The following is an 18,731-nucleotide window of genomic DNA, read 5'->3' as shown; positions in this document are numbered from 1 at the left end:
GGTGCTCGCGCACATCGGGCGCGGCGCGTTCACCGAGGTCTTACACACTGTTGACGCCGGTTCACCTGCGGGGCACGCCGTCGCCGGACGGTAACCCGCCCGGAACGATGTGACGCAGGTCGCGTACCCCGCGCCGTGCGGCTGAAGCCGACCAGGCATCAGACATCTGTTCCCACAAGACATCCCGAGTCACCCCCGCGTTCCGCCGCGGGTCTCCCGCCCGCCATGTACACGCACCTACGATCAACGCGCACGGACGAGCCGACGCAACGAGGGGCGCTCATGGGAACGCGGGGAACACAGGGGTCGCGAGGATCACGGGAGTCGCAGGAGCCGAACGGGGCCGGCGCGACCGGGCGGCGGGCGCTGCTCGGCGCCGCGGTCCTCGGGGCCGGGGGAGCGGCGCTCGGCCTGCCGGGCACGGCGAGCGCCGCCGGTACCGGGCACGGGAGGGGCGGGCTGAAGAGCCTGCCCGTGCCCACGATCATCGGCCACCGGGGTGCCAGTGGCTACCGCCCCGAGCACACCCTGGGCTCCTATCAACTCGCCCTCGACCTGGGCGCCGACATCGTCGAGGCCGGTGACCTGGTGCCCACCAGGGACGGTCACCTCGTCTGCCGCCACGAGCCGGAGATCGGCGGCACCACGGACGTCGCCGACCACCCCGAGTTCGCCGGCCGCCGGACCACCAAGCTGCTCGACGGGGTCTCCCTCACCGGCTGGTTCACCGAGGACTTCACCCTCGCCGAGCTCAAGACGCTCCGCGCGGTCGAGCGCATCCCGGCCAACCGCCCGCACAACACCCTCTACGACGGCCGCTGGGAGATCCCCACCTTCGAAGAGGTCCTGAAGTGGCAGGACGAGCAGACCCGCAAGCGCGGCAAGCAGGTCTGGATCTACCCCGAGCTCAAGCACCCCACCTACTTCCGCGAGCTGGGCCTGGGCCTGGAGGAGCGGGTCGCCCGGCTGCTGCGCAGGTCCGGCAAGGACGGGAAGAACGCGCCCGTCATCCTGCAGTCCTTCGAGCCGACCAGCATCCAGCGCCTGAACCAGCTCGTCGGCAACCCCCTGGTGGTGCTGCTGTCCTCCGCCGGCAGCCGCCCCTGGGACTTCGTCGAGACCGGCGACCCCCGAACGGTCGCCGACCTCGTCACCCCGAAGGGCCTCAAGGAGATCGCCTCCTACGCCCAGGGCATCGGCCCGAGCCTCGACCTCATCGTCCCGCGCGACGCGGCCGGCCGGCTCACCACGCCGACCACGCTCGTCAAGGACGCCCACCGGGCGGGCCTGATCCTGCACCCGTACACCCTGCGCAACGAGAACCCCTTCCTGCCCGCCGAGTTCCGCGAGGGCACGGACGCGGACGCCTACGGCGACGTCTTCGGCGCCTACCGGGCGTACTTCGCCACGGGCATCGACGGCGTCTTCACCGACCATCCCGACACCGGTCTGCTCGCCCGCGAGGACTTCGTCAACGGCTGACCCACCGGCCCCGGTCGGGGTGACATCCGGCCGCCCGGGCAACCCGCCGCCCGGGCGGCGGCGTCGCTGTCCGTATGACGCACGACCTGCTCACCACCCTGCGCCCCCTGCTCACCGCAGAGGCCTCCGCGGAGGCCCACGCCACCGGGACGGAACCCGGTGACCTGGAACAGGCCGTCTGGCTCCGCCTCCTGGAGCACCTCGACGCCCAGGGCGCCCCGCGCGACCCGCACGGCTGGCTCCGCCGCGCCGTCCGCTCCGAGTCCCGACGCACCCGTCGTACGACCCGCCGCGAGCGGCCCTACGACGTGGAGCCGGCCGACGACGGTGACCGGACCCCCGAACAGCTCGCCCTCGCCGCCGCCCGCCGCCGTGCCCTGCACGACGCGGTGCGCCGCCTGCCCGGCCGCTGTCCCGATCTGATGCGGGCGCTCCTGTCGCCGAGAGACCTCACCTATCGCGAGATCGCGGGGGAGTTGGGTATCTCACAGGGCAGCCTTGGTCCGGAACGTTCCAGATGCCTGGGATGTCTGCGGAGATTGCTGACACCGGAGGTTGCGGCCCGCGGACGGCGGGGATAGGAGTGAGGGACAACAGGCGATCAGGTGAGCGGGAGGCGTGCGCACATGGGCATGAGCGTGACCATCTCGGCAGCGACCGGGCAGGACGCGGAGCAGATCTTCCGGCTCCAGTACCTGTGCTTCCAGAGTGAGGCGGCGCTGTACGGCAACTACCGCATCGACCCGCTCGTCCAGACCCTGGACTCCGTCCGGGAAGAAGTCGCCACGGACTGCGTCTTCGTGGCGCGGCTGGGAGACGAGGTGGTCGGCTCGGTCCGCGGCCGGATCACCGAGGACGGCTCGGCCGCCATCGGCAAACTCTGCGTCCACCCGCGCCTCCAGGGTCACGGCATCGGCGCCCGCCTGCTCCGGGCGGCCGAATCGGCCCTGGCGGAGGAGCGCGGCGCCACCAGCTTCCGCCTCCACACCGGTCGCCGCAGCGAGGGCAACCTGCGCCTGTACCGCCGGGTGGGGTACCACACGGTGGGCACCGCCCAGGGCGACGACGGGGTCGAGATGATCGTCCTGGAGAAGCCGGCCGGCGCCTACGCGGCCACCGCCTGACCGTTCGTGCGGACGCTCAGGGGGCGTCCGCACGCCGCACACCCCTGCGCAGCCAGTACAGCGCCGAGACCGGCAGGATCACCGGGATGAAGAGGTACTCCATCCCGTAGTCCGACCACACGGTCTGGTCCGGGAAGGCGGACGGCTCGACCAGCGTCCAGGTGCCGACGGCCAGCACCCCCGCGAGTTCGGCCGCGCAGCACACCAGCGCGACCCTGCGCGCCGTCTCCCCGCCCCGCACCAGCGAGTACGTGATGAACCCGTACACCACACCCGCGACGGCGGACAGCGTGTACGCGAGCGGCGCCCGGTCGAACTCGGTGGCGATCTGGTAGGCCGACCGCGACACCGCGCCGACGACCATCACGCCGTACAGCCACACCAGCAGCGTTCCCGGCCCGCTGATCAGCCGGGTCCCGGCCGGTTTCTCCCCGGTCACGGCCGCCTCAGCCTCCCCAGATGTCATAGAGACGCACCTCCAGGACCGCCAGCACCACAGCACCGGCGGCCGCCGTCACCGAACCCCACCGTGTCCGCTCGGCCAGCGACATGAACCCCGCCGCCGGGACGCACGCGAACGCGCCCAGCAGATACGCCACGAAGATCGTCGTGCCCTGCTCCGGCTTCTCGCCCCGCGCCAGTTGCACGATCCCGGTCACCAGCTGGACGAGGGCCAGCACCGACACCACGGCCATCCCGATGAAGTGCCAGTCCTTGGTCGGCTGATCGCGGTACGCGGCCCAGCCGCACCACGCGGCGAGCAGCAGTGCGGCGACGCCGGTCACGAGCGTCAGGGCGGCAAGCATGCCGCGACCCTATTACGGGCCAAAAGGCCCGGCGCGGCCGACCCCGGGGTGCACCGTAGGGTCGACGGCATGAAGATCCACGCACAAGCCCTCCTGTTCGACAACGACGGAACCCTCGTCTCCTCCCTCGCCTCGGTGGACCGCTGCTGGACGCGGTGGGCCACGGAGTACGGGATCACCGCCGAGGAGTTCGCCCGTGTCGAACTGCACGGCCGGCCGGCCGCCGAGATAGCCGCCGACCTGCTGCCCGCGCATCTCGTGCCGGAGGCCGTCGCGCGGATCGAGAACCTGGAGGTGGAGGACGTGCCCCACGACGGCGTCCGCCTGCTGCCCGGCACCCGGTCCTTCCTCGACGGGCTGCCCGCCGACCGCTGGGCCGTCGTCACCTCCGCCACCCGGCGCCTGGCCGAGGCCCGCCTGGACGCCGTCGGCATCCTGCCCAAGACACTGATCGCCGCCGACGACATCACCCGCGGCAAGCCCGACCCCGAGCCCTACCTGCTCGCCGCCCGCGAACTCGGCGTCGACCCGGCCCGCTGCGTGGTCTTCGAGGACGCCCCGGCCGGGCTCCAGGCCGGCCGCGCGGCCGGGATGACCACCGTGGCCTTGACCACAACCCACCAGGCCCGTGAACTGACCGCTGACCTCGTCGTACGTGACCTGTCGGCCCTGTCCGCACTGGTCACCGACGGGGGAGTGGAGATCTCCGTACGCGCCTGACGGGGCGTCCGCCGCTGTCCGCATGCTGGACAGTGGCGGTCGGTAAGGACCGTCCGTCTGGTTTACTGATCGCATGACCATCACGAGCTGCCGCACCCTTGCGACCGAGGCGACCCCGACGCCCGGTGCTCGTTGTCTGTGTCGAATGTGCGCCTTCTAGAGGGCCCTCGCACCACCCTGAGCCTCGCGCCCCGAAGCGAGCCGTCCGGCAGGTCCCCACGCCGTAACGCGTAGGTGACCGATGCCTCCCCCGCAGCCCGAGGCGCGGGGGACCTCGATCGCGCACACGTTCTCCCCGGTTCCTCACGCCACCGCACGAGAACCGTGCCGCGTTCCGACCGCATGCACCCGCCAGGGCACACCCACGCCCTGCACCCGACAGTGACGGAAACCCACGTGATCACGACATCGGGCCTCACCAAGGTCTACCGATCCCGCGGCCGCGAGGTCACCGCCCTCGACGGCGTCGACCTGCACGTCCGCGAAGGCGAGGTGTACGGCGTCATCGGCCAGTCCGGCGCCGGCAAGTCCTCGCTCATCCGCTGCGTCAACCTGCTGGAGCGCCCCACCGCCGGGACGGTCACCGTCGCCGGGCAGGACCTCACCGCCCTCGCGGGCCGCGGACCGCGCGCGGGCAGGGAGCTGCGCCGGGCGCGCAGCCGTATCGGCATGGTCTTCCAGCACTTCAACCTGCTGTCCTCGCGGACCGTCCAGGACAACGTGGAGCTGCCGCTCGAGATCCTCGGGACGTCCGGCAAGGAGCGCTCCCGCAAGGCGCTGGAGCTGCTCGACCTCGTCGGTCTCGCCGACAAGGCCGGGGCCTACCCGGCCCAGCTGTCCGGCGGCCAGAAGCAGCGCGTCGGCATCGCCCGCGCCCTGGCCGGCGACCCCAAGGTGCTGCTCTCCGACGAGGCCACCAGCGCCCTCGACCCGGAGACCACCCGCTCCATCCTCCAGCTGCTGCGCGACCTGAACCGGCAACTGGGGCTGACCGTCCTGCTCATCACCCACGAGATGGACGTCGTGAAGTCGATCTGCGACTCGGCCGCCCTCATGGACCAGGGACGCGTCGTCGAGTCCGGCACGGTCAGCGAGCTGCTCGCCACCCCGGGCTCCGAACTCGCCTCCGCCCTCTTCCCGGTGGGCGGCGAGGCCTCCGGCACCGACCGGACCGTCGTCGACATCACCTTCCAGGGCGAGGCGGCGACCCACCCGGTCATCTCCCAGCTCTCGCGCACCTACAACATCGACATATCGATCCTCGGCGCGGCCATCGACACCGTCGGCGGCCTCCAGGTCGGCCGCATGCGCATCGAACTGCCCGGCCGCTACGAGGACAACGTCGTGCCGATCGGCTTCCTGCGCGAACAGGGCCTGCGGATCGACGTGGTCGGACCCGGGGGCCGGGAGCCCCAGCCGGTGAAGGAAGGTGCCAAGTGACCTGGTCCGAGATGCAGCCCCTGCTGTCCCAGGCCTGTTGGGACACCCTCTACATGGTCGGCTGGTCCACGCTCATCGCCGTCGTCGGCGGGCTGCCGCTCGGCGTCCTCCTCGTCCTCACCGACCGCGGCGGACTGCTCCAGAACGTCGTCGCCAACAAGGTGATCGGGCAGGTCGTGAACGTCGCCCGCTCGCTGCCCTTCATCATCCTGATGGTCGCGCTGATGGACTTCACGCGCTCGATCACCGGCACGACCATCGGCCGTGAGGCCGCCATCGTGCCGCTCGCCATCGGCGCCATCCCCTTCTTCGCGCGCCTGGTCGAGACGGCGGTCCGCGAAGTGGACGGCGGGCTCGTCGAGGCCGTGCAGTCGATGGGCGGCAACACCTGGACGATCGTGCGCAAGGTGCTCGTCCCCGAGTCCCTGCCGTCGCTGATCTCCAGCACCACGACCACGATCGTCGCACTCATCGGCTACTCCGCCATGGCCGGCACGGTCGGCGCCGGCGGCCTCGGCGACATCGCCATCCGCTACGGCTACCAGCGGTTCGAGACCGAGCTGATGTGGATCACCGTGGCGATCCTCGCCGTCGTCATCTCGCTCATCCAGTTCGCCGGCGACTACGCGGCCCGCTCCCTGCACCGGCGCGGCGGCAGCTCGGGCCCGCTGCCGAGGCTGCGCCTGCTGAAGCCGAGGAAGGACCAGGACCCGGCGGTCGCCGACGTCGGCAAGGCCGCCTGAAGCCCTCACCGCCACACCCCACCAGATCTCCCCGCACACCCATCGCGGGGCCGCAGCACCCCTCAGGAAAGGCACTTTTCGTGCGTAACACTGCCAAGATCACGACCGCCGTCCTCGCCGCCGGAGCCCTCACCCTCGGGCTCACCGCCTGCGGCTCGGACAACGACTCCGCCTCCTCCGGCACCAGCGGACCGCTGGTCGTCGCCGCGAGCCCGACGCCGCACGCCGAGATCCTGAAGTACGTGCAGGACAACCTGGCGAAGAAGGCGGGACTCGACCTGGAGGTCAGGGAGTTCACGGACTACGTCACGCCGAACACGGCGACCGAAGACGGTTCGGTGAATGCCAACTACTTCCAGAACCAGCCGTACCTCGACGACTTCAACAAGAAGAACGGCACGCACATCGCGCCCGTCGTCACGGTCCACCTGGAGCCGCTCGGCCTCTACTCCCGCAAGGTCAAGAGCGCGGACGACCTCAAGAGCGGTGCGACCGTCGCCGTCCCGAACGACAGCGTGAACGAGGCGCGGGCACTGAAGCTCCTGGACGCCAACGGGATCATCACGCTCAAGGACGGCGTCGGGAACGAGGCGACCCCCGCCGACATCGTCAAGAACCCCAAGAAGCTCACCTTCAAGGAGCTTGAGGCGGCCCAGACCCCGCGCTCCCTGGACGACGTCGACGCCGCCGTCATCAACGGCAACTACGCCATCGAGTCCGACCTCAAGCCCGCCCAGGACGCCCTCGTCCTGGAGTCCGCGAAGAACAACCCCTACGGCAACTTCCTCGCCGTGAAGGAGGGCAACGAGGACGACCCGCGCGTCAAGAAGCTCGCCGGACTCCTCACCTCCCCCGAGGTCAGGAAGTTCATCGAGGACACCTACGACGGCTCGGTCCTCCCGTCGTTCTGACCGAGGCCGGTCAGGGCTGCGGCGCGTATACCGCGTATCGCCACGCACGGGGTCCGCACCCTCACTCGGTGTGGACCCCGTCGTGCGACGGGGCGCCGGCATGCTGCATGCTGGGCAGTTCAGCAGGCTGAAGGTTTCCCGACGGTTACGGAGCGGCGCATGACGAGCACCTTCCCCAACATCTCCATCAGCACGGAGCGGTTGGTGCTGCGCCCCCTCGACGAGGACGATGTGCCCGCACTGGCCGAGATGATGAACGACGAGCAGGTCGCGGCCTGGACCGACGTCCCCCAGCCCTTCACCGAGGACGCGGCGCGCACCTGGATCACCCGCCACGCGCGCACCGAACGCGAGGCGGGCCGCGGCATCGACTTCGCGGTGACCGAGTTCCTCACCCAGCGCCTGGTCGGCGTCGTACAGCTGACCAGGACCGACTGGCACATCCGGTCCACCGAGCTGTCGTACGTCATCGCCCCCTGGGCCCGAGGCGAGGGCTACGCCTCCGAGGCGGCCCTCGCCACCGCCCAATGGCTCCTCGGCGACCAGAAGTTCGAGCGCATCGAGCTGCGCACGGCCGCCGACAACACCGCCTCCCAGCAGGTCGCCCAGAAGATCGGCTGTATCAGCGAGGGCGTCCTGCGCAACGCCTGCATAGCCCACGTCCGCACCGAGGACGGCACCTGGGCCGACGTCCGCACCGACTTCATCGTGTGGAGCCTGCTCCCGGAGGACCTCGACGGCGCGGACGGGCAACTGGCCGACACCGGCGGTTTCACGTCGTTCCCCGACTGGAACTGACCCAGGGGACCCACGACTCGGCCCACTCCACCAGGTACTCTCACGGAGCCCGCCCTCGGCGGCTGCCCTGACACCCTGCGCACACCCCCTGGAGACTGAGAGCGATGGCCGACCGGGTCACGGTGATCGGCTGGGACGGCTCGCCGCTGACCGCCGCGGCACACTCCGCCCTGAGCGCCGCCACGCTGGTGGCCGGGGCCGCCCATCACCTGGCGCTCCCCGAGGTGCCCCCCGGCGCCGAGCGCATCCGCCTCGGCAGCGTCGCCCTCGCCGCCCGCCGCGTCGCCGGCCACCGCGGCACCGCGGTCGTGCTCGCCGACGGCGACCCCGGGTTCTTCGGTGTCGTCCGCACGCTGCGCGCGCCCGAGTTCGGCCTGGAGGTCGAGGTCGTGCCCGCGGTCTCCTCCGTCGCCGCCGCCTTCGCCCGCGCGGGAATGCCCTGGGACGACGCACAGGTGGTCGTCGCACACCGGCGCACCCTGCGACGCGCGGTGAACGTATGCCGGGCCCACACCAAGGTCGCCGTCCTCACCTCGCCCGGCGCCGGCCCCGCGGAACTCGGACTGCTCCTGGAGGGCGTGCACCGCACCTTCGTCATCTGCGAGGAACTCGGCACCGACCACGAACAGGTCACCGTCGTCACCTCCGACAAGGCCGCCGACCACACCTGGCGCGACCCCAACGTCGTCATCGTCATCGGCCCGGCCGGCCCGGTCGGCAACGGCGAGGGCGGCTGGTTCGCCGGACGCGAGCCGGCCACCGGCCCGCGCGGCTGGGCGCTGCCCGCCGAGGCGTACGGCGGCGACCTCGGCGAGGGCGAGGCGGAACTGCTGCGCGCCGCCCAACTGGCCCGGCTCGGCCCGCGCGTCGGTGACCTGGTGTGGGACATCGGCTGCGGCAGCGGCGCCTTCGCCGTGGAGGCCGCGCGCGCCGGCGCCGCCGTCATCGCCGTCGACCGGGACCTCGCCGCGTGCGCCCGCACGGAGGCCGCCGCACGCGCCTTCGAGGTCCAGATGCAGATCGTGGGCGGCACCGCCCCGCACATCCTGGAGAACCTTCCCGAACCGGACGTCGTCCGCGTCGGCGGCGGGGGAGCCGCCGTGGTCTCGGCCGTGGCCGACCGCCGCCCGCAGCGCATCGTCACGCACGCGGCGACCCGGGACGCGGCCGAACGCGTCGGCCGCGACCTGACCGAGCACGGCTACCGGGTCGAGTGCGCCCTGGTCCAGTCCGTCGAACTCGACACCCGGGCCTGGACGGAGACCGAGCGGAGCGTCGCGTTCCTGCTCAGCGGCCTGCTGCCGGACCGCACGCCCTGAGCTCCTTTCCCGGTCCCGTGATCCTGTTGTCGTACCGCGCGCGGTAGGCTGGCCGATCGTTGTACCGCACTCGGACACCCGGCGCTTCGTAGGCCAATGTCCGGAAAACCCGCCCGTTTTGGGGTGGGTGTGGTACGGCACAACCGGAGGACGCGCAACGTGGCGCAGTCCACAGCGGGCCGTCGCGGATCAGCCTGTCGCGACGGAGCAACGGCCGCGACAATGCCAGTTCATGGCTTTGTCGTCTTTTGGCGACGGGTCGTTCGTGCCGCTGTGCGCGCACGCTCGTTCTTCACTGCGGGGCGGTCGGTGCGCCGCTCCGGGTGAGCCGGCCGAAGAAGCACTAACCGATGGGCGAGGGGTACGCATGACCGACACCGGCCAGGTTCCGGGCGAGGGACTGCCGGAGAACGCAGGCATGGTGGATCAGCCGGGCGTCCCCGCGCACGGTGCGTACACCTACCTCTCCGAGACCACCGCCGAGGACGAAGACCTGTTGCTGCTGCCGAGCGCTCAGGGTGCCTGGGGCAACGAGGTCCCGCCGCCCGCGCCCGAGCCCGTCGTCGAGGCCGTCCACGAGCCGGGCCCGCACGAGATCTCGGGCCGCGACAGCGGCTCCGTCGACCTCAGCGCCGTCCGCCTCCCCAACCCCACACCGCCGCCCGCCGCCCCCGTCCAGCCCCGCCGTCCCCTCCACCTCGGCCCGCCCATCCCCGACACCTCGGCCAGCCCGGTCCGCTCCCTCGCCGACCGCGGCGCCGTCGGCACTCCGGTACGTCAGTCCGCCACGCCCGCGAACGCGCCCGAGTACCTCGACGTCCCGCAGCCCCGCGAGACGCCCGCCCAGGGCGTGACGCCCTGGGGGGCGTCCTCCCGGGACGCGGTGCACGCCGGAGTCCAGGCGCCGGTGCACGCGGAGGCCGCGACTGCCGAAACGGTTGTTCCCGGAGCGGGACAGCCCGAGCCGGCGGGCGCGGCCCAGGCCGCGGTGTCCCGCCTCGCGACGGAGGCGGTCGCCCCGGCGGCTCCGCTGGCCGCGGAGCCGGAGGAGGCGCTGCCGGTCGAGGAGGCCGGCGCGGAGCCGGGGGACGCGGAGGCGGACGGAGGGTCGCCGGGTGCGGAGACCGGCGCGGGGCCGTGGGATGCCGAGGCCGAGGCGGAGCCGCAGGTCGGAGAGGCGAGTGTCGCGCCGCGGGACGCGGAGATCGGTACGGGGCAGCAGACCGCGGGGACCGGTGCCGGGCCGGAGTCGGCGGACGCCGGTGCCGGGCCGGAGACCGCGGTGGCCGGTGCGGAGCCGCAGGTCGCGGAGGTGGGTCTCGGGCCGGAGACCGCGGAGGCAGGAGCTGAGCCGGGAGGCGTGGAGTCCGGTGTCGGGCCGCAGGCCGCGGAGGCCGCATCCGGTCCGGAGTTCGCAACGACCGGTGTCGGGCCGCAGCCCACGGAGACCGGTGCCGGACAGGAGTTCGCAGAGGCCGGAGTCGGACCGCAGGGCCCGGAGCAGGGTGCCGGACCGGAGGCCCCGGCGGAGCCTCTCGCGCCGCAGAGCCATGAGGGCGGGTTCTCCGCGCCGGGTTCAGAGGCCGGCGGGACATCGTTCGGTGGAGACGCCGAGCAGATCGCCGGGGAGACGCACGCGTCGGACGCCGGGCAGTCGTCCGACGACGCCCAGGCCCCGGATGCCGGGCACTCCTCGCGACACGCTCACGGACCGGAACCGGAGGGCGAGCAGCTCGCGGGGCCCACGTCGGTCTCCGACGCCGACCACGGCTCGGCGGCCGGGTTCCTCCCGGACGCTGTGCCGGTCCCGGACGCCATGCCGGGCGCGGTGACGGACATGAGCCACGCCCAGGTCCCTGGAGCCGAGGCCGGTACGGAGGCCTGGGACGAGCGGGGAACGGCCGCTGTGCCGGAGGACCTTCAGGACGCGGGAGGTGCCGATCAGGCCGCGCCACCCGTGGACACCGGACACCTGCCGGACGGCACCCCGAGCCCGGCCCTGGCCACGGACCCGGAGCAGGGCATTGAGAGCCCGCGCGCCCACGAGCCGGCCCTGGTGGCCGACGGGGCCCCTGCCGCCGAAGCGGAGGCATCCGGCATCACGCCGGTCACCGACCCCGGTGCCCCCATGCCTGGCGCACCCGAGGGCGAAGCGCCCGTGACCGTCGCACCCGAGACCGGAATCCCCGGCGACGGGTCCGCCATGGACGCCGGCCGGCTCCCCGGAACGGGCCCCGCCCCGGACGTCGTACAGGCCTCGGGTGTCGGCTCCGTCCCGGACGCCGTACAGACTTCGGGTGTCGGCTCCGTCCCGGACGCCGTACAGACTTCGGGTGTCGGCTCCGTCCCGGACGCCGTACACGCACCGGACGCCCCCACCGACCCTGACGCCGCGCACGCTGCCGCTGCCGGGCCCGCCGCCGGGCCGATGCCCGCGGCCGCTCCCACTCCGGACCTCGCCCAAGCCCCGCACGCCCCTCACACCGCGCATGCCCCCCAAGTCCTCCAGGCCCCCGAGGCCGTGGATGCGGGCGACACCCCGGCGTCTCCCGAAGCCGTGCCCTTCCCGGCAGCTCCGGACGTTTCGCCGGACCCGCGGTTCGGTGCGGGCGTCACTCCCGCTCCCCTCCCGAACGCCGAAGACACCGCCGCGCCCATGCCCCCCGCGACGCCCCCGCACCCCGCGGAAGCCGAGCACACGGAACCGCAGCAGATCCTCCCGGACCACGGCCGGCCGCCCCTGACCCCGGACGCCCAGCCCGCGCCGGGCCCCGGTGCCGCCGCCCCGGACCTGCACCCGGTCACCGCCGCGGAGGCCCACCAGCCCGCGGACGTCCCGGCGGACACTCCCGCCGACCTCGCGGCCACAGCCTTCGCGCCGGCCCCCGACCCGCACCACGCCGCCGCCCCCGCCCCGCCGACCTCCGTCGCGCAGGCCGTGCACATCCCGGTGACCCAGCCGCCCGGCGAATCCCACCCCGACCAGCCGGTGGGCCGGTTCGCGCAGGTGGCGGGCGCGGTGCCGGCCGCCCCGCACGCCCTGGCCCTCCCCCCGGAGGACCAGCAGGCGCAGGGCCCGACCGCCGCGCGTGCGGGCGACCCCGAACTCGTACAGTCCGCGGAGGACCTGGACACCCGGGCCGCCGACCAGGAAGACCGGCAGGACCAGGAAGAGAGCGCGGCCGCAGTGGAAGACGTACGACAGTCCACCGGACCGGCCGCGCCCGCCTACGACGACGCCGAGCGCGAGGCGGTCCTCAAGGTCATGCGTGAGCGCCGGGACATCCGCAACGGCTTCCGCGGCGACCCCATCCCGCACGAGGTGCTGCTGCGTGTCCTGGAGGCGGCGCACACCGCGCCGTCCGTGGGCCACTCGCAGCCGTGGGACTTCGTGGTCATCCGGTCCGCCGACACCCGGCGGTCGATGCACGAGCTGGCCACGCGGCAGCGTGACGCGTACGCCAAGTCCCTCCCCAAGGGCCGGGCGAAGCAGTTCAAGGAACTGAAGATCGAGGCGATCCTCGACACCCCCGTGAACATCGTCGTCACCGCCGACCCGACCCGCGGCGGCCGGCACACCCTCGGCCGGCACACCCAGCCGCAGATGGCCCCGTACTCCGCCGCGCTCGCGGTCGAGAACCTCTGGCTCGCGGCCCGCGCCGAGGGCCTCGGTGTCGGCTGGGTCAGCTTCTTCGACGAGCGGGAGATGGTCCGCGCCCTCGGCCTGCCCGAGCACCTGGAGGTCATCGCGTACCTCTGCGTGGGCTACGTCGACGAGTTCCCGGACGAGCCCGAGCTGATGCAGGCGGGCTGGTCCAAGCGCCGTCCGCTGTCGTGGGTCGTGCACGAGGAGACGTACGGCCGTCGCGCGCTGCCCGGCGAGGAGCCGCACGACCTGCTCGGCGAGACCGTCGCGCAGATCCGCCCGCTGGACGCCAAGGCGCTCGGTGAGGCCTGGGAGCGGCAGAAGCGGATGACCAAGCCGGCCGGCGCGCTCGGCATGCTGGAGATCATCTCCGCCCAGCTGTCGGGCCTGTCCCGGCAGTGCCCGCCGCCGATCCCGGAGCCCGCGGCCGTCGCGATCTTCGCGGGCGACCACGGTGTGCACGCGCAGGGGGTCACCCCCTGGCCGCAGGAGGTGACGGCCCAGATGGTCGCCAACTTCCTCGGCGGTGGCGCGGTCTGCAACGCCTTCGCGAGCCAGGTGGGCGCCGAGGTCTGCGTCGTCGACGTCGGTGTCGCCTCCGACCTGCCCGCCACCCCCGGACTGCTGCCCCGCAAGATCCGCGCGGGCACGTCCGACATGACCACCGGCCCCGCGATGACCCGTGAGGAGGCCAAGCAGGCCATCGAGGTGGGCATCGAGACCGCCCGCGACCTGGTGTCGGCCGGCAACAAGGCGCTGCTCACCGGCGAGATGGGCATCGCGAACACCACCGCGTCCGCGGCGCTCATCGCGGTCTTCACCGGCACGGACCCCGCCGAGGTCACCGGCCGGGGCACCGGCATCAACGACGAGACCCTGGCCCGCAAGACCGAGGTCGTCCGCCGTGCTCTCGACCTCCACCAGCCGGACCCGGCCGACCCGATCGGCGTCCTCGCGGCCGTCGGCGGATTCGAGCACGCCGCCATGGTCGGCCTCCTCCTCGGCGGCGCCTCCCTGCGGACGCCGGTGATCCTGGACGGGGTCAGCGCCGGCGCCGCCGCCCTGGTCGCCCGCGCGATCGCCCCCGAGGTCCTCGCGGCCTGCATCGCCGGGCACCGCAGCGCCGAACCCGGCCACGTGGCCGCCCTCAACAAGCTGGGCCTGCGCCCCCTGGTGGACCTGGACCTCCGCCTGGGCGAGGGCACGGGCGCGCTGCTGGCCCTGCCGCTGGTGCAGAGCACGGCGAGAGCGATGCACGAGGTGGCGACGTTCGACTCCGCCGGAGTCACCGAGAAGTAGACGGCGGCCGGGGGTGGTGCGGGCCCGCGTACTCCGCGTGCGCCCCACCCCGCCGTACGCCCCCGTCCCCGCCCCCGCCCCCGCCGTACGCTGAACCCGCAGCTTAAGATCCGCACGTCAGGGCCGCTCCAGAGCCGCAGCGCCCAGCCACGCCCGTACGAGGAGCCGCACCTCATGGCCGAACACCCCGCCTACCCCGTAGGCCTCCGCCTCACCGGCCGCAGGGTCGTCGTCCTCGGCGGCGGTCAGGTCGCGCAGCGCCGCCTCCCGGCCCTGATCGCGGCAGGTGCCGACGTCCACCTGGTGTCCCCCGGAGCGACCCCCTCGGTCGAGGCGATGGCGGACGCGGGCGAGATCACCTGGACCAGGCGCGCGTACGCCGAAGGGGACCTGGCCGACGCCTGGTACGCCCTGATCGCCACCAGCGACCCGGACGCCAACGCCCGCGCCTCCGCGGAGGCGGAGGCGCACCGTGTGTGGTGCGTCCGCTCCGACGACGCCGACGCGGCGACGGCCTGGACCCCGGCCACCGGCACCAGCGAGGGCGTGACGGTGGCCGTCCTCACCACGAACGCGCGCGGACGCGACCCCCGCCACACCGCCGCCATCCGCGACGCGGTCGTCGAGGGCCTGCGCGACGGCACCCTGGTCGCCCCCCACCACCGCACCCGCACCACCGGCGTCGCCCTGGTCGGCGGCGGCCCCGGCGATCCGGACCTGATCACCGTCCGCGGGCGCCGCCTGCTCGCCGAGGCGGACGTCGTCATCGCCGACCGCCTGGGCCCCCGCGACCTCCTGGCCGAACTCCCGCCGCACGTCGAGGTGATCGACGCGGCGAAGATCCCGTACGGCCGCTTCATGGCCCAGGAGGCCATCAACAACGCCCTGATCGAACACGCCAAGCAGGGCAAGTCGGTCGTACGGCTGAAGGGCGGCGACCCGTACGTCTTCGGGCGCGGCATGGAGGAGCTCCAGGCGCTCGCCGAGGCCGGCATCCCCTGCACCGTCGTCCCCGGCATCTCCAGCTCGATCTCCGTCCCGGGCGCGGCCGGCATCCCGGTCACCCACCGTGGCGTGGCCCACGAGTTCACGGTGGTCAGCGGCCATGTCGCGCCGGACGACGAGCGCTCCCTGGTCGACTGGCCGGCCCTCGCCCGGCTGACCGGCACCCTCGTGATCCTCATGGGCGTCGACAAGATCGGCAAGATCGCCGGGACGCTGGTGGCCCACGGCAAGTCCCCGGAGACCCCGGTCGCCCTCGTCCAGGAGGGCACGACGGCCGCACAGCGCCGGGTCGACGCCACGCTCGCCACCGTCGCCGACGTCGTACGGACCGAGGACGTGAAGCCGCCGGCCGTCATCGTCGTGGGCGAGGTCGTCACCGTGGGCCCGCGGACCACCGCGTAACCCCGGGTAACACAACCCGTCCCCAGCCGTTGGCACCGCACCCAGGACAAGGCAGTATCACCCTGTGGCCGATCTCATCACCGTCGAGGATCCCGACGACCCGCGCCTGAGCGACTACACGGGCCTGACCGACGTCGAACTGCGCCGCAAGCGCGAGCCGGCCGAGGGCCTGTTCATCGCCGAGGGCGAGAAGGTCATCCGGCGGGCCAAGGAAGCCGGATACGAGATGCGTTCGATGCTGCTGTCGGCGAAGTGGGTCGACGTCATGCGGGACGTCATCGACGAGCTCCCGGCCCCGGTGTACGCGGTCAGCCCCGCCCTCGCCGAGCAGGTCACCGGCTACCACGTGCACCGCGGCGCGCTCGCCTCGATGCAGCGCAAGCCGCTGCCCACGGCGGCCGAGCTCCTGCAGACCGCCCGCCGGGTCGTCGTCATGGAGTCGGTCAACGACCACACCAACATCGGCGCGATCTTCCGCTCGGCCGCCGCCCTCGGAATGGACGCGGTCCTGCTCTCCCCGGACTGCGCCGACCCGCTCTACCGCCGCAGCGTCAAGGTCTCCATGGGCGCGGTCTTCTCCGTGCCGTACGCCCGCCTGGACACCTGGCCCAAGAGCCTGGACTCGGTCCGCGAGGCGGGCTTCACCCTGCTCGCCCTCACCCCGGACGCCAAGGCCAGGACGCTCGACGAAGCCGCTCCGCACAAGATGGACCGGGTGGCCCTGATGCTCGGCGCGGAGGGCGACGGCCTGTCCACGCAGGCCCTGGTCGCGGCCGACGAATGGGTCCGCATCCCGATGGCCCACGGCGTCGACTCCCTCAACGTGGGCGCGGCGGCCGCGGTCGCCTTCTACGCGGTGGCCACGGGCCGCCCGTCCCCGTGAGAACGCCTGGGGGCGCGCCGCTCGGCCCACCCCAGTGAGCGGGGCGCCGCACCGGCGGGTCGACCCGCCCCACCGCCACGGGGCTGCCCTATCCGCCCCGGTGGAACGTCGACGCGTACCGCTCGGACATCAACTGCCCCTTGTCCAGCGGTACGTGGCCCGTCGGCGCGTGCACCTGTCCCTGCCGCTGCTCCGGTACGACACCCCGGTCGCCCCCGAGGCCCTGTGAGGGCCCCTGGCAGCCCTGCGCCGCCGCGATACCGAGCGCCACGAGCAGCGTGACCACGACGAACACGAACAACCGCTGGCGCAGCAGCCGCGGATTCGCCGGCCGGCGCCCGGTCCCCGTGTTCCTGGACGTCGGACGTCCTGTTCCACCGCGCGTCCCCGGACGGCTCCCGCCGCCGGAACGGGTCGTGTTGCGGGAGGCCGGAGTGGGCCGCGTCCCGGACCGCGACGACGGCCCACCGTTGCCGCGCGTACCGCTGCCCTCCCGCGACGGGGCCGCGCCACGCGACGGGACACCCCCGCCCCGCACCGGGCCGGAACCGCGCGAGGCGGGTCCACCGCGCGGTGCGGGCGTGCCCTGTGCCCCCTGGCCCCCCGACGGCCCCTGCGGACGCCGTTGCGCCGCCCGCTCCGGATAGGTGTCGGCGATCCGCCCGGTGGGCCGGTCCGCCTCCCCGCCACGCGGTGCGGGCGGACGCAGATCCGCGTGCCCCTGCGTCTCCCGGGCCGCGATCTCCTTCAGGCGCAGCGACAGCTGAAGCGTGCTGGGCCGTTCCTCGGGGTTCTTCGCCAGACACGCCCGCACCAGGGGGGCCAGCGCGTCCGGCACCCCGTGCAGCTGCGCCTCCTCGTGCACCACGCGGTACAGCATCACCTCGGAACTCCCGTGTCCGAAGGGGGAGTCGCCCATCGACGCGTACGCCAGGGTCGCCCCGAGCGAGAACACGTCCGTGGCCGGGGTGACGGCGGCGCCGCGCACCTGCTCCGGGGCGAGGAAGCCGGGTGAGCCGACCGCCGTACCGACGTGGGTGAGCGTCGAGGCGCCGGTGGCCCAGGCGATGCCGAAGTCGATGATCCGCGGCCCCTTGGGGGACAGCAGGATGTTGGACGGCTTCAGGTCCCGGTGCACGACACCGGCCTCGTGCACGGCGACGAGCCCCTCCGACAGGGCGGCACCGACCGCGGCCACCTCGGCCGCGCCCAGCGGCCCCTCGTCGGCGACCTTGTCGTGCAGGGAGGGCCCGGGAACGTACTGGGTGGCGAACCACGGCCGTTCCGCGTCGAGATCGGCGGCGACCAGCCGGGCCGTACAGCCGCCCCGGATCCGCCGCGCCGCCGAGACCTCCCGCGCGAACCGCGAGCGGAACTCCTGGTCCTCCGCCAGATCCGGCCGGATCACCTTGAGCGCGACCCGCTGACCCTTGCGGTCGGATCCGAGATAGACGACGCCCATCCCGCCCGCTCCGAGCCGTCTGTGAAGCCTGAACGAGCCGACGACGCGCGGGTCCTCGCGCCTCAGGCGCATCATCGCCATGTTCATCCCCGCTGCCCGGTCCGTGTGACGTGCCACAGCTTACGTTTCCACGGCCCGCCGCGCGCAGAGGCCGCGCCCTCTCGGCCCGACGGATTGTCAGTGCCGGGTGGGACACTTGAAGAGTGGTCAGGGGCTGTGGGAGCAGGCCGACTTCGGCCCGCGGGCGGTCCCAACCGACCGTCGCAGAAGGGGGATTGGACCCGTGAAGGGTGATCGAGTGGAAATAGTCGTGGACGCCGGGGACACGACACGCACGTACGAGGTGGTGGCGAGCAGGGCGGGCCGCCGGGTGGAGACAGCGGTACGCCGAGGAGTGGTGGAAGTGAGCGAAGTCACCCGGAACGGCTCGGTCGTCCGGACGGCCCGTTTCATGGCGAACCGGGTGCTGGCACTGGTCGAGCAGCCGATCCCGCGCGAGGACAGCTCGGAAACATCGGGGCACACCGGGCGCCTCCTCCGGGAAGACCCTGAGGCCTAGGTCCCTGTCTCCACCCAGGGGAGTACTCCGCAGGTCACGGCTCATCCTCCGGGAGGCCCGGCAATAGGTACGAGGGCATGACGCCCGAGGGGCGCCGGACACCTAGATTTGAGGTCAAGCGGCGGGTGCAGC

At 73.1% G+C, this 18,731-nt stretch carries 16 protein-coding genes; 13 read left to right on the top strand and 3 right to left on the bottom strand.

What is annotated here, in order from left to right; translation table 11 throughout:
- Positions 1–282 precede the first annotated feature (282 nt).
- From QQS16_RS10275 to QQS16_RS10265, 3 genes are all read left to right on the top strand, one after another.
- Positions 283–1,482 carry a glycerophosphodiester phosphodiesterase gene (locus tag QQS16_RS10275; RefSeq protein WP_286061316.1) on the top strand — a complete coding sequence of 400 codons (1,200 nt, stop codon included), beginning with the start codon at positions 283–285 and terminating at the stop codon, positions 1,480–1,482.
- A gap of 74 nt (positions 1,483–1,556) precedes the next feature.
- Complete coding sequence (locus QQS16_RS10270; protein WP_286061315.1) at positions 1,557–2,063, top strand: RNA polymerase sigma factor; 507 nt, start codon at positions 1,557–1,559, stop codon at positions 2,061–2,063.
- A 45-nt stretch (positions 2,064–2,108) separates the two neighbouring features.
- A complete protein-coding gene (locus tag QQS16_RS10265) occupies positions 2,109–2,606 on the top strand; it encodes a GNAT family N-acetyltransferase (protein ID WP_286061314.1) in 498 nt (165 codons plus the stop codon).
- Between the two features lie 16 nt (positions 2,607–2,622).
- On the opposite strand, the gene QQS16_RS10260 is transcribed toward QQS16_RS10265, so the two are convergent.
- A complete protein-coding gene (locus QQS16_RS10260) occupies positions 2,623–3,072 on the bottom strand; it encodes a hypothetical protein (protein ID WP_286061313.1) in 450 nt (149 codons plus the stop codon).
- Positions 3,053–3,412, bottom strand: a complete 360-nt coding sequence (locus tag QQS16_RS10255) for a hypothetical protein (protein WP_286061312.1) — start codon at positions 3,410–3,412, stop codon at positions 3,053–3,055. Before QQS16_RS10255 ends, QQS16_RS10260 begins: the two co-directional genes overlap by 20 nt.
- 69 nt (positions 3,413–3,481) lie before the next feature.
- Between QQS16_RS10255 and QQS16_RS10250 the strand changes: the two genes are divergently transcribed.
- From QQS16_RS10250 to QQS16_RS10210, 9 genes are all read left to right on the top strand, one after another.
- The gene (locus QQS16_RS10250; RefSeq protein ID WP_286061311.1) at positions 3,482–4,132 is read left to right on the top strand and encodes an HAD family hydrolase; all 651 of its coding nucleotides are present in this window, start codon (positions 3,482–3,484) and stop codon (positions 4,130–4,132) included.
- Positions 4,133–4,528: 396 nt separating this feature from the next.
- Positions 4,529–5,572 (top strand): methionine ABC transporter ATP-binding protein, encoded by a 1,044-nt coding sequence (locus QQS16_RS10245; RefSeq protein WP_286061310.1) that lies wholly within the window; start codon positions 4,529–4,531, stop codon positions 5,570–5,572.
- Complete coding sequence (locus QQS16_RS10240) at positions 5,569–6,315, top strand: methionine ABC transporter permease (RefSeq protein ID WP_286061309.1); 747 nt, start codon at positions 5,569–5,571, stop codon at positions 6,313–6,315. Before QQS16_RS10245 ends, QQS16_RS10240 begins: the two co-directional genes overlap by 4 nt.
- Positions 6,316–6,395: 80 nt before the next feature.
- Positions 6,396–7,226, top strand: a complete 831-nt coding sequence (locus QQS16_RS10235) for a MetQ/NlpA family ABC transporter substrate-binding protein (RefSeq protein ID WP_286061308.1) — start codon at positions 6,396–6,398, stop codon at positions 7,224–7,226.
- Between the two features lie 159 nt (positions 7,227–7,385).
- Positions 7,386–8,024 (top strand): GNAT family N-acetyltransferase, encoded by a 639-nt coding sequence (locus QQS16_RS10230; protein ID WP_286061307.1) that lies wholly within the window; start codon positions 7,386–7,388, stop codon positions 8,022–8,024.
- Positions 8,025–8,128: 104 nt separating this feature from the next.
- A complete protein-coding gene (gene cbiE, locus QQS16_RS10225) occupies positions 8,129–9,343 on the top strand; it encodes a precorrin-6y C5,15-methyltransferase (decarboxylating) subunit CbiE (protein ID WP_286061306.1) in 1,215 nt (404 codons plus the stop codon).
- A 367-nt stretch (positions 9,344–9,710) separates the two neighbouring features.
- Entirely contained in the window at positions 9,711–14,288 is a 4,578-nt protein-coding gene (cobT, locus tag QQS16_RS10220) for a nicotinate-nucleotide--dimethylbenzimidazole phosphoribosyltransferase (RefSeq protein WP_286061305.1), read from the top strand.
- 174 nt (positions 14,289–14,462) lie between these two features.
- Positions 14,463–15,695: a uroporphyrinogen-III C-methyltransferase gene (cobA, locus tag QQS16_RS10215; RefSeq protein ID WP_286061304.1), complete on the top strand. Its 1,233-nt coding sequence runs from the start codon at positions 14,463–14,465 to the stop codon at positions 15,693–15,695.
- Positions 15,696–15,759: 64 nt separating this feature from the next.
- Positions 15,760–16,578: a TrmH family RNA methyltransferase gene (locus QQS16_RS10210; protein ID WP_286061303.1), complete on the top strand. Its 819-nt coding sequence runs from the start codon at positions 15,760–15,762 to the stop codon at positions 16,576–16,578.
- A gap of 88 nt (positions 16,579–16,666) precedes the next feature.
- On the opposite strand, the gene QQS16_RS10205 is transcribed toward QQS16_RS10210, so the two are convergent.
- A complete protein-coding gene (locus QQS16_RS10205; RefSeq protein ID WP_286066277.1) occupies positions 16,667–18,127 on the bottom strand; it encodes a serine/threonine-protein kinase in 1,461 nt (486 codons plus the stop codon).
- Positions 18,128–18,323: 196 nt separating this feature from the next.
- Between QQS16_RS10205 and QQS16_RS10200 the strand changes: the two genes are divergently transcribed.
- A complete protein-coding gene (locus tag QQS16_RS10200) occupies positions 18,324–18,599 on the top strand; it encodes a DUF8836 family protein (protein WP_286061302.1) in 276 nt (91 codons plus the stop codon).
- The last annotated feature ends 132 nt before the right edge of the window (positions 18,600–18,731 follow it).

The organism is Streptomyces sp. ALI-76-A (assembly GCF_030287445.1).
In the GTDB taxonomy this organism is placed as follows: domain Bacteria; phylum Actinomycetota; class Actinomycetes; order Streptomycetales; family Streptomycetaceae; genus Streptomyces.
The sequence above is the reverse complement of the archived record's forward strand: the minus strand, read 5'-3'. Positions and strand labels throughout refer to the sequence as shown.

What these genes read in the sequence shown, in the direction of transcription:
- cobT (WP_286061305.1), top strand. Translation starts at nt 9,711, where the DNA reads ATGACCGACACCGGCCAGGTTCCGGGCGAGGGACTGCCGGAGAACGCA.
- QQS16_RS10275 (WP_286061316.1), top strand. Translation starts at nt 283, where the DNA reads ATGGGAACGCGGGGAACACAGGGGTCGCGAGGATCACGGGAGTCGCAG.
- QQS16_RS10250 (WP_286061311.1), top strand. Translation starts at nt 3,482, where the DNA reads ATGAAGATCCACGCACAAGCCCTCCTGTTCGACAACGACGGAACCCTC.
- cobA (WP_286061304.1), top strand. Translation starts at nt 14,463, where the DNA reads ATGGCCGAACACCCCGCCTACCCCGTAGGCCTCCGCCTCACCGGCCGC.
- QQS16_RS10270 (WP_286061315.1), top strand. Translation starts at nt 1,557, where the DNA reads ATGACGCACGACCTGCTCACCACCCTGCGCCCCCTGCTCACCGCAGAG.
- QQS16_RS10260 (WP_286061313.1), bottom strand. Translation starts at nt 3,072, where the DNA reads ATGACATCTGGGGAGGCTGAGGCGGCCGTGACCGGGGAGAAACCGGCC.
- QQS16_RS10265 (WP_286061314.1), top strand. Translation starts at nt 2,109, where the DNA reads ATGGGCATGAGCGTGACCATCTCGGCAGCGACCGGGCAGGACGCGGAG.
- QQS16_RS10255 (WP_286061312.1), bottom strand. Translation starts at nt 3,412, where the DNA reads ATGCTTGCCGCCCTGACGCTCGTGACCGGCGTCGCCGCACTGCTGCTC.
- QQS16_RS10205 (WP_286066277.1), bottom strand. Translation starts at nt 18,127, where the DNA reads ATGAACATGGCGATGATGCGCCTGAGGCGCGAGGACCCGCGCGTCGTC.
- cbiE (WP_286061306.1), top strand. Translation starts at nt 8,129, where the DNA reads ATGGCCGACCGGGTCACGGTGATCGGCTGGGACGGCTCGCCGCTGACC.
- QQS16_RS10230 (WP_286061307.1), top strand. Translation starts at nt 7,386, where the DNA reads ATGACGAGCACCTTCCCCAACATCTCCATCAGCACGGAGCGGTTGGTG.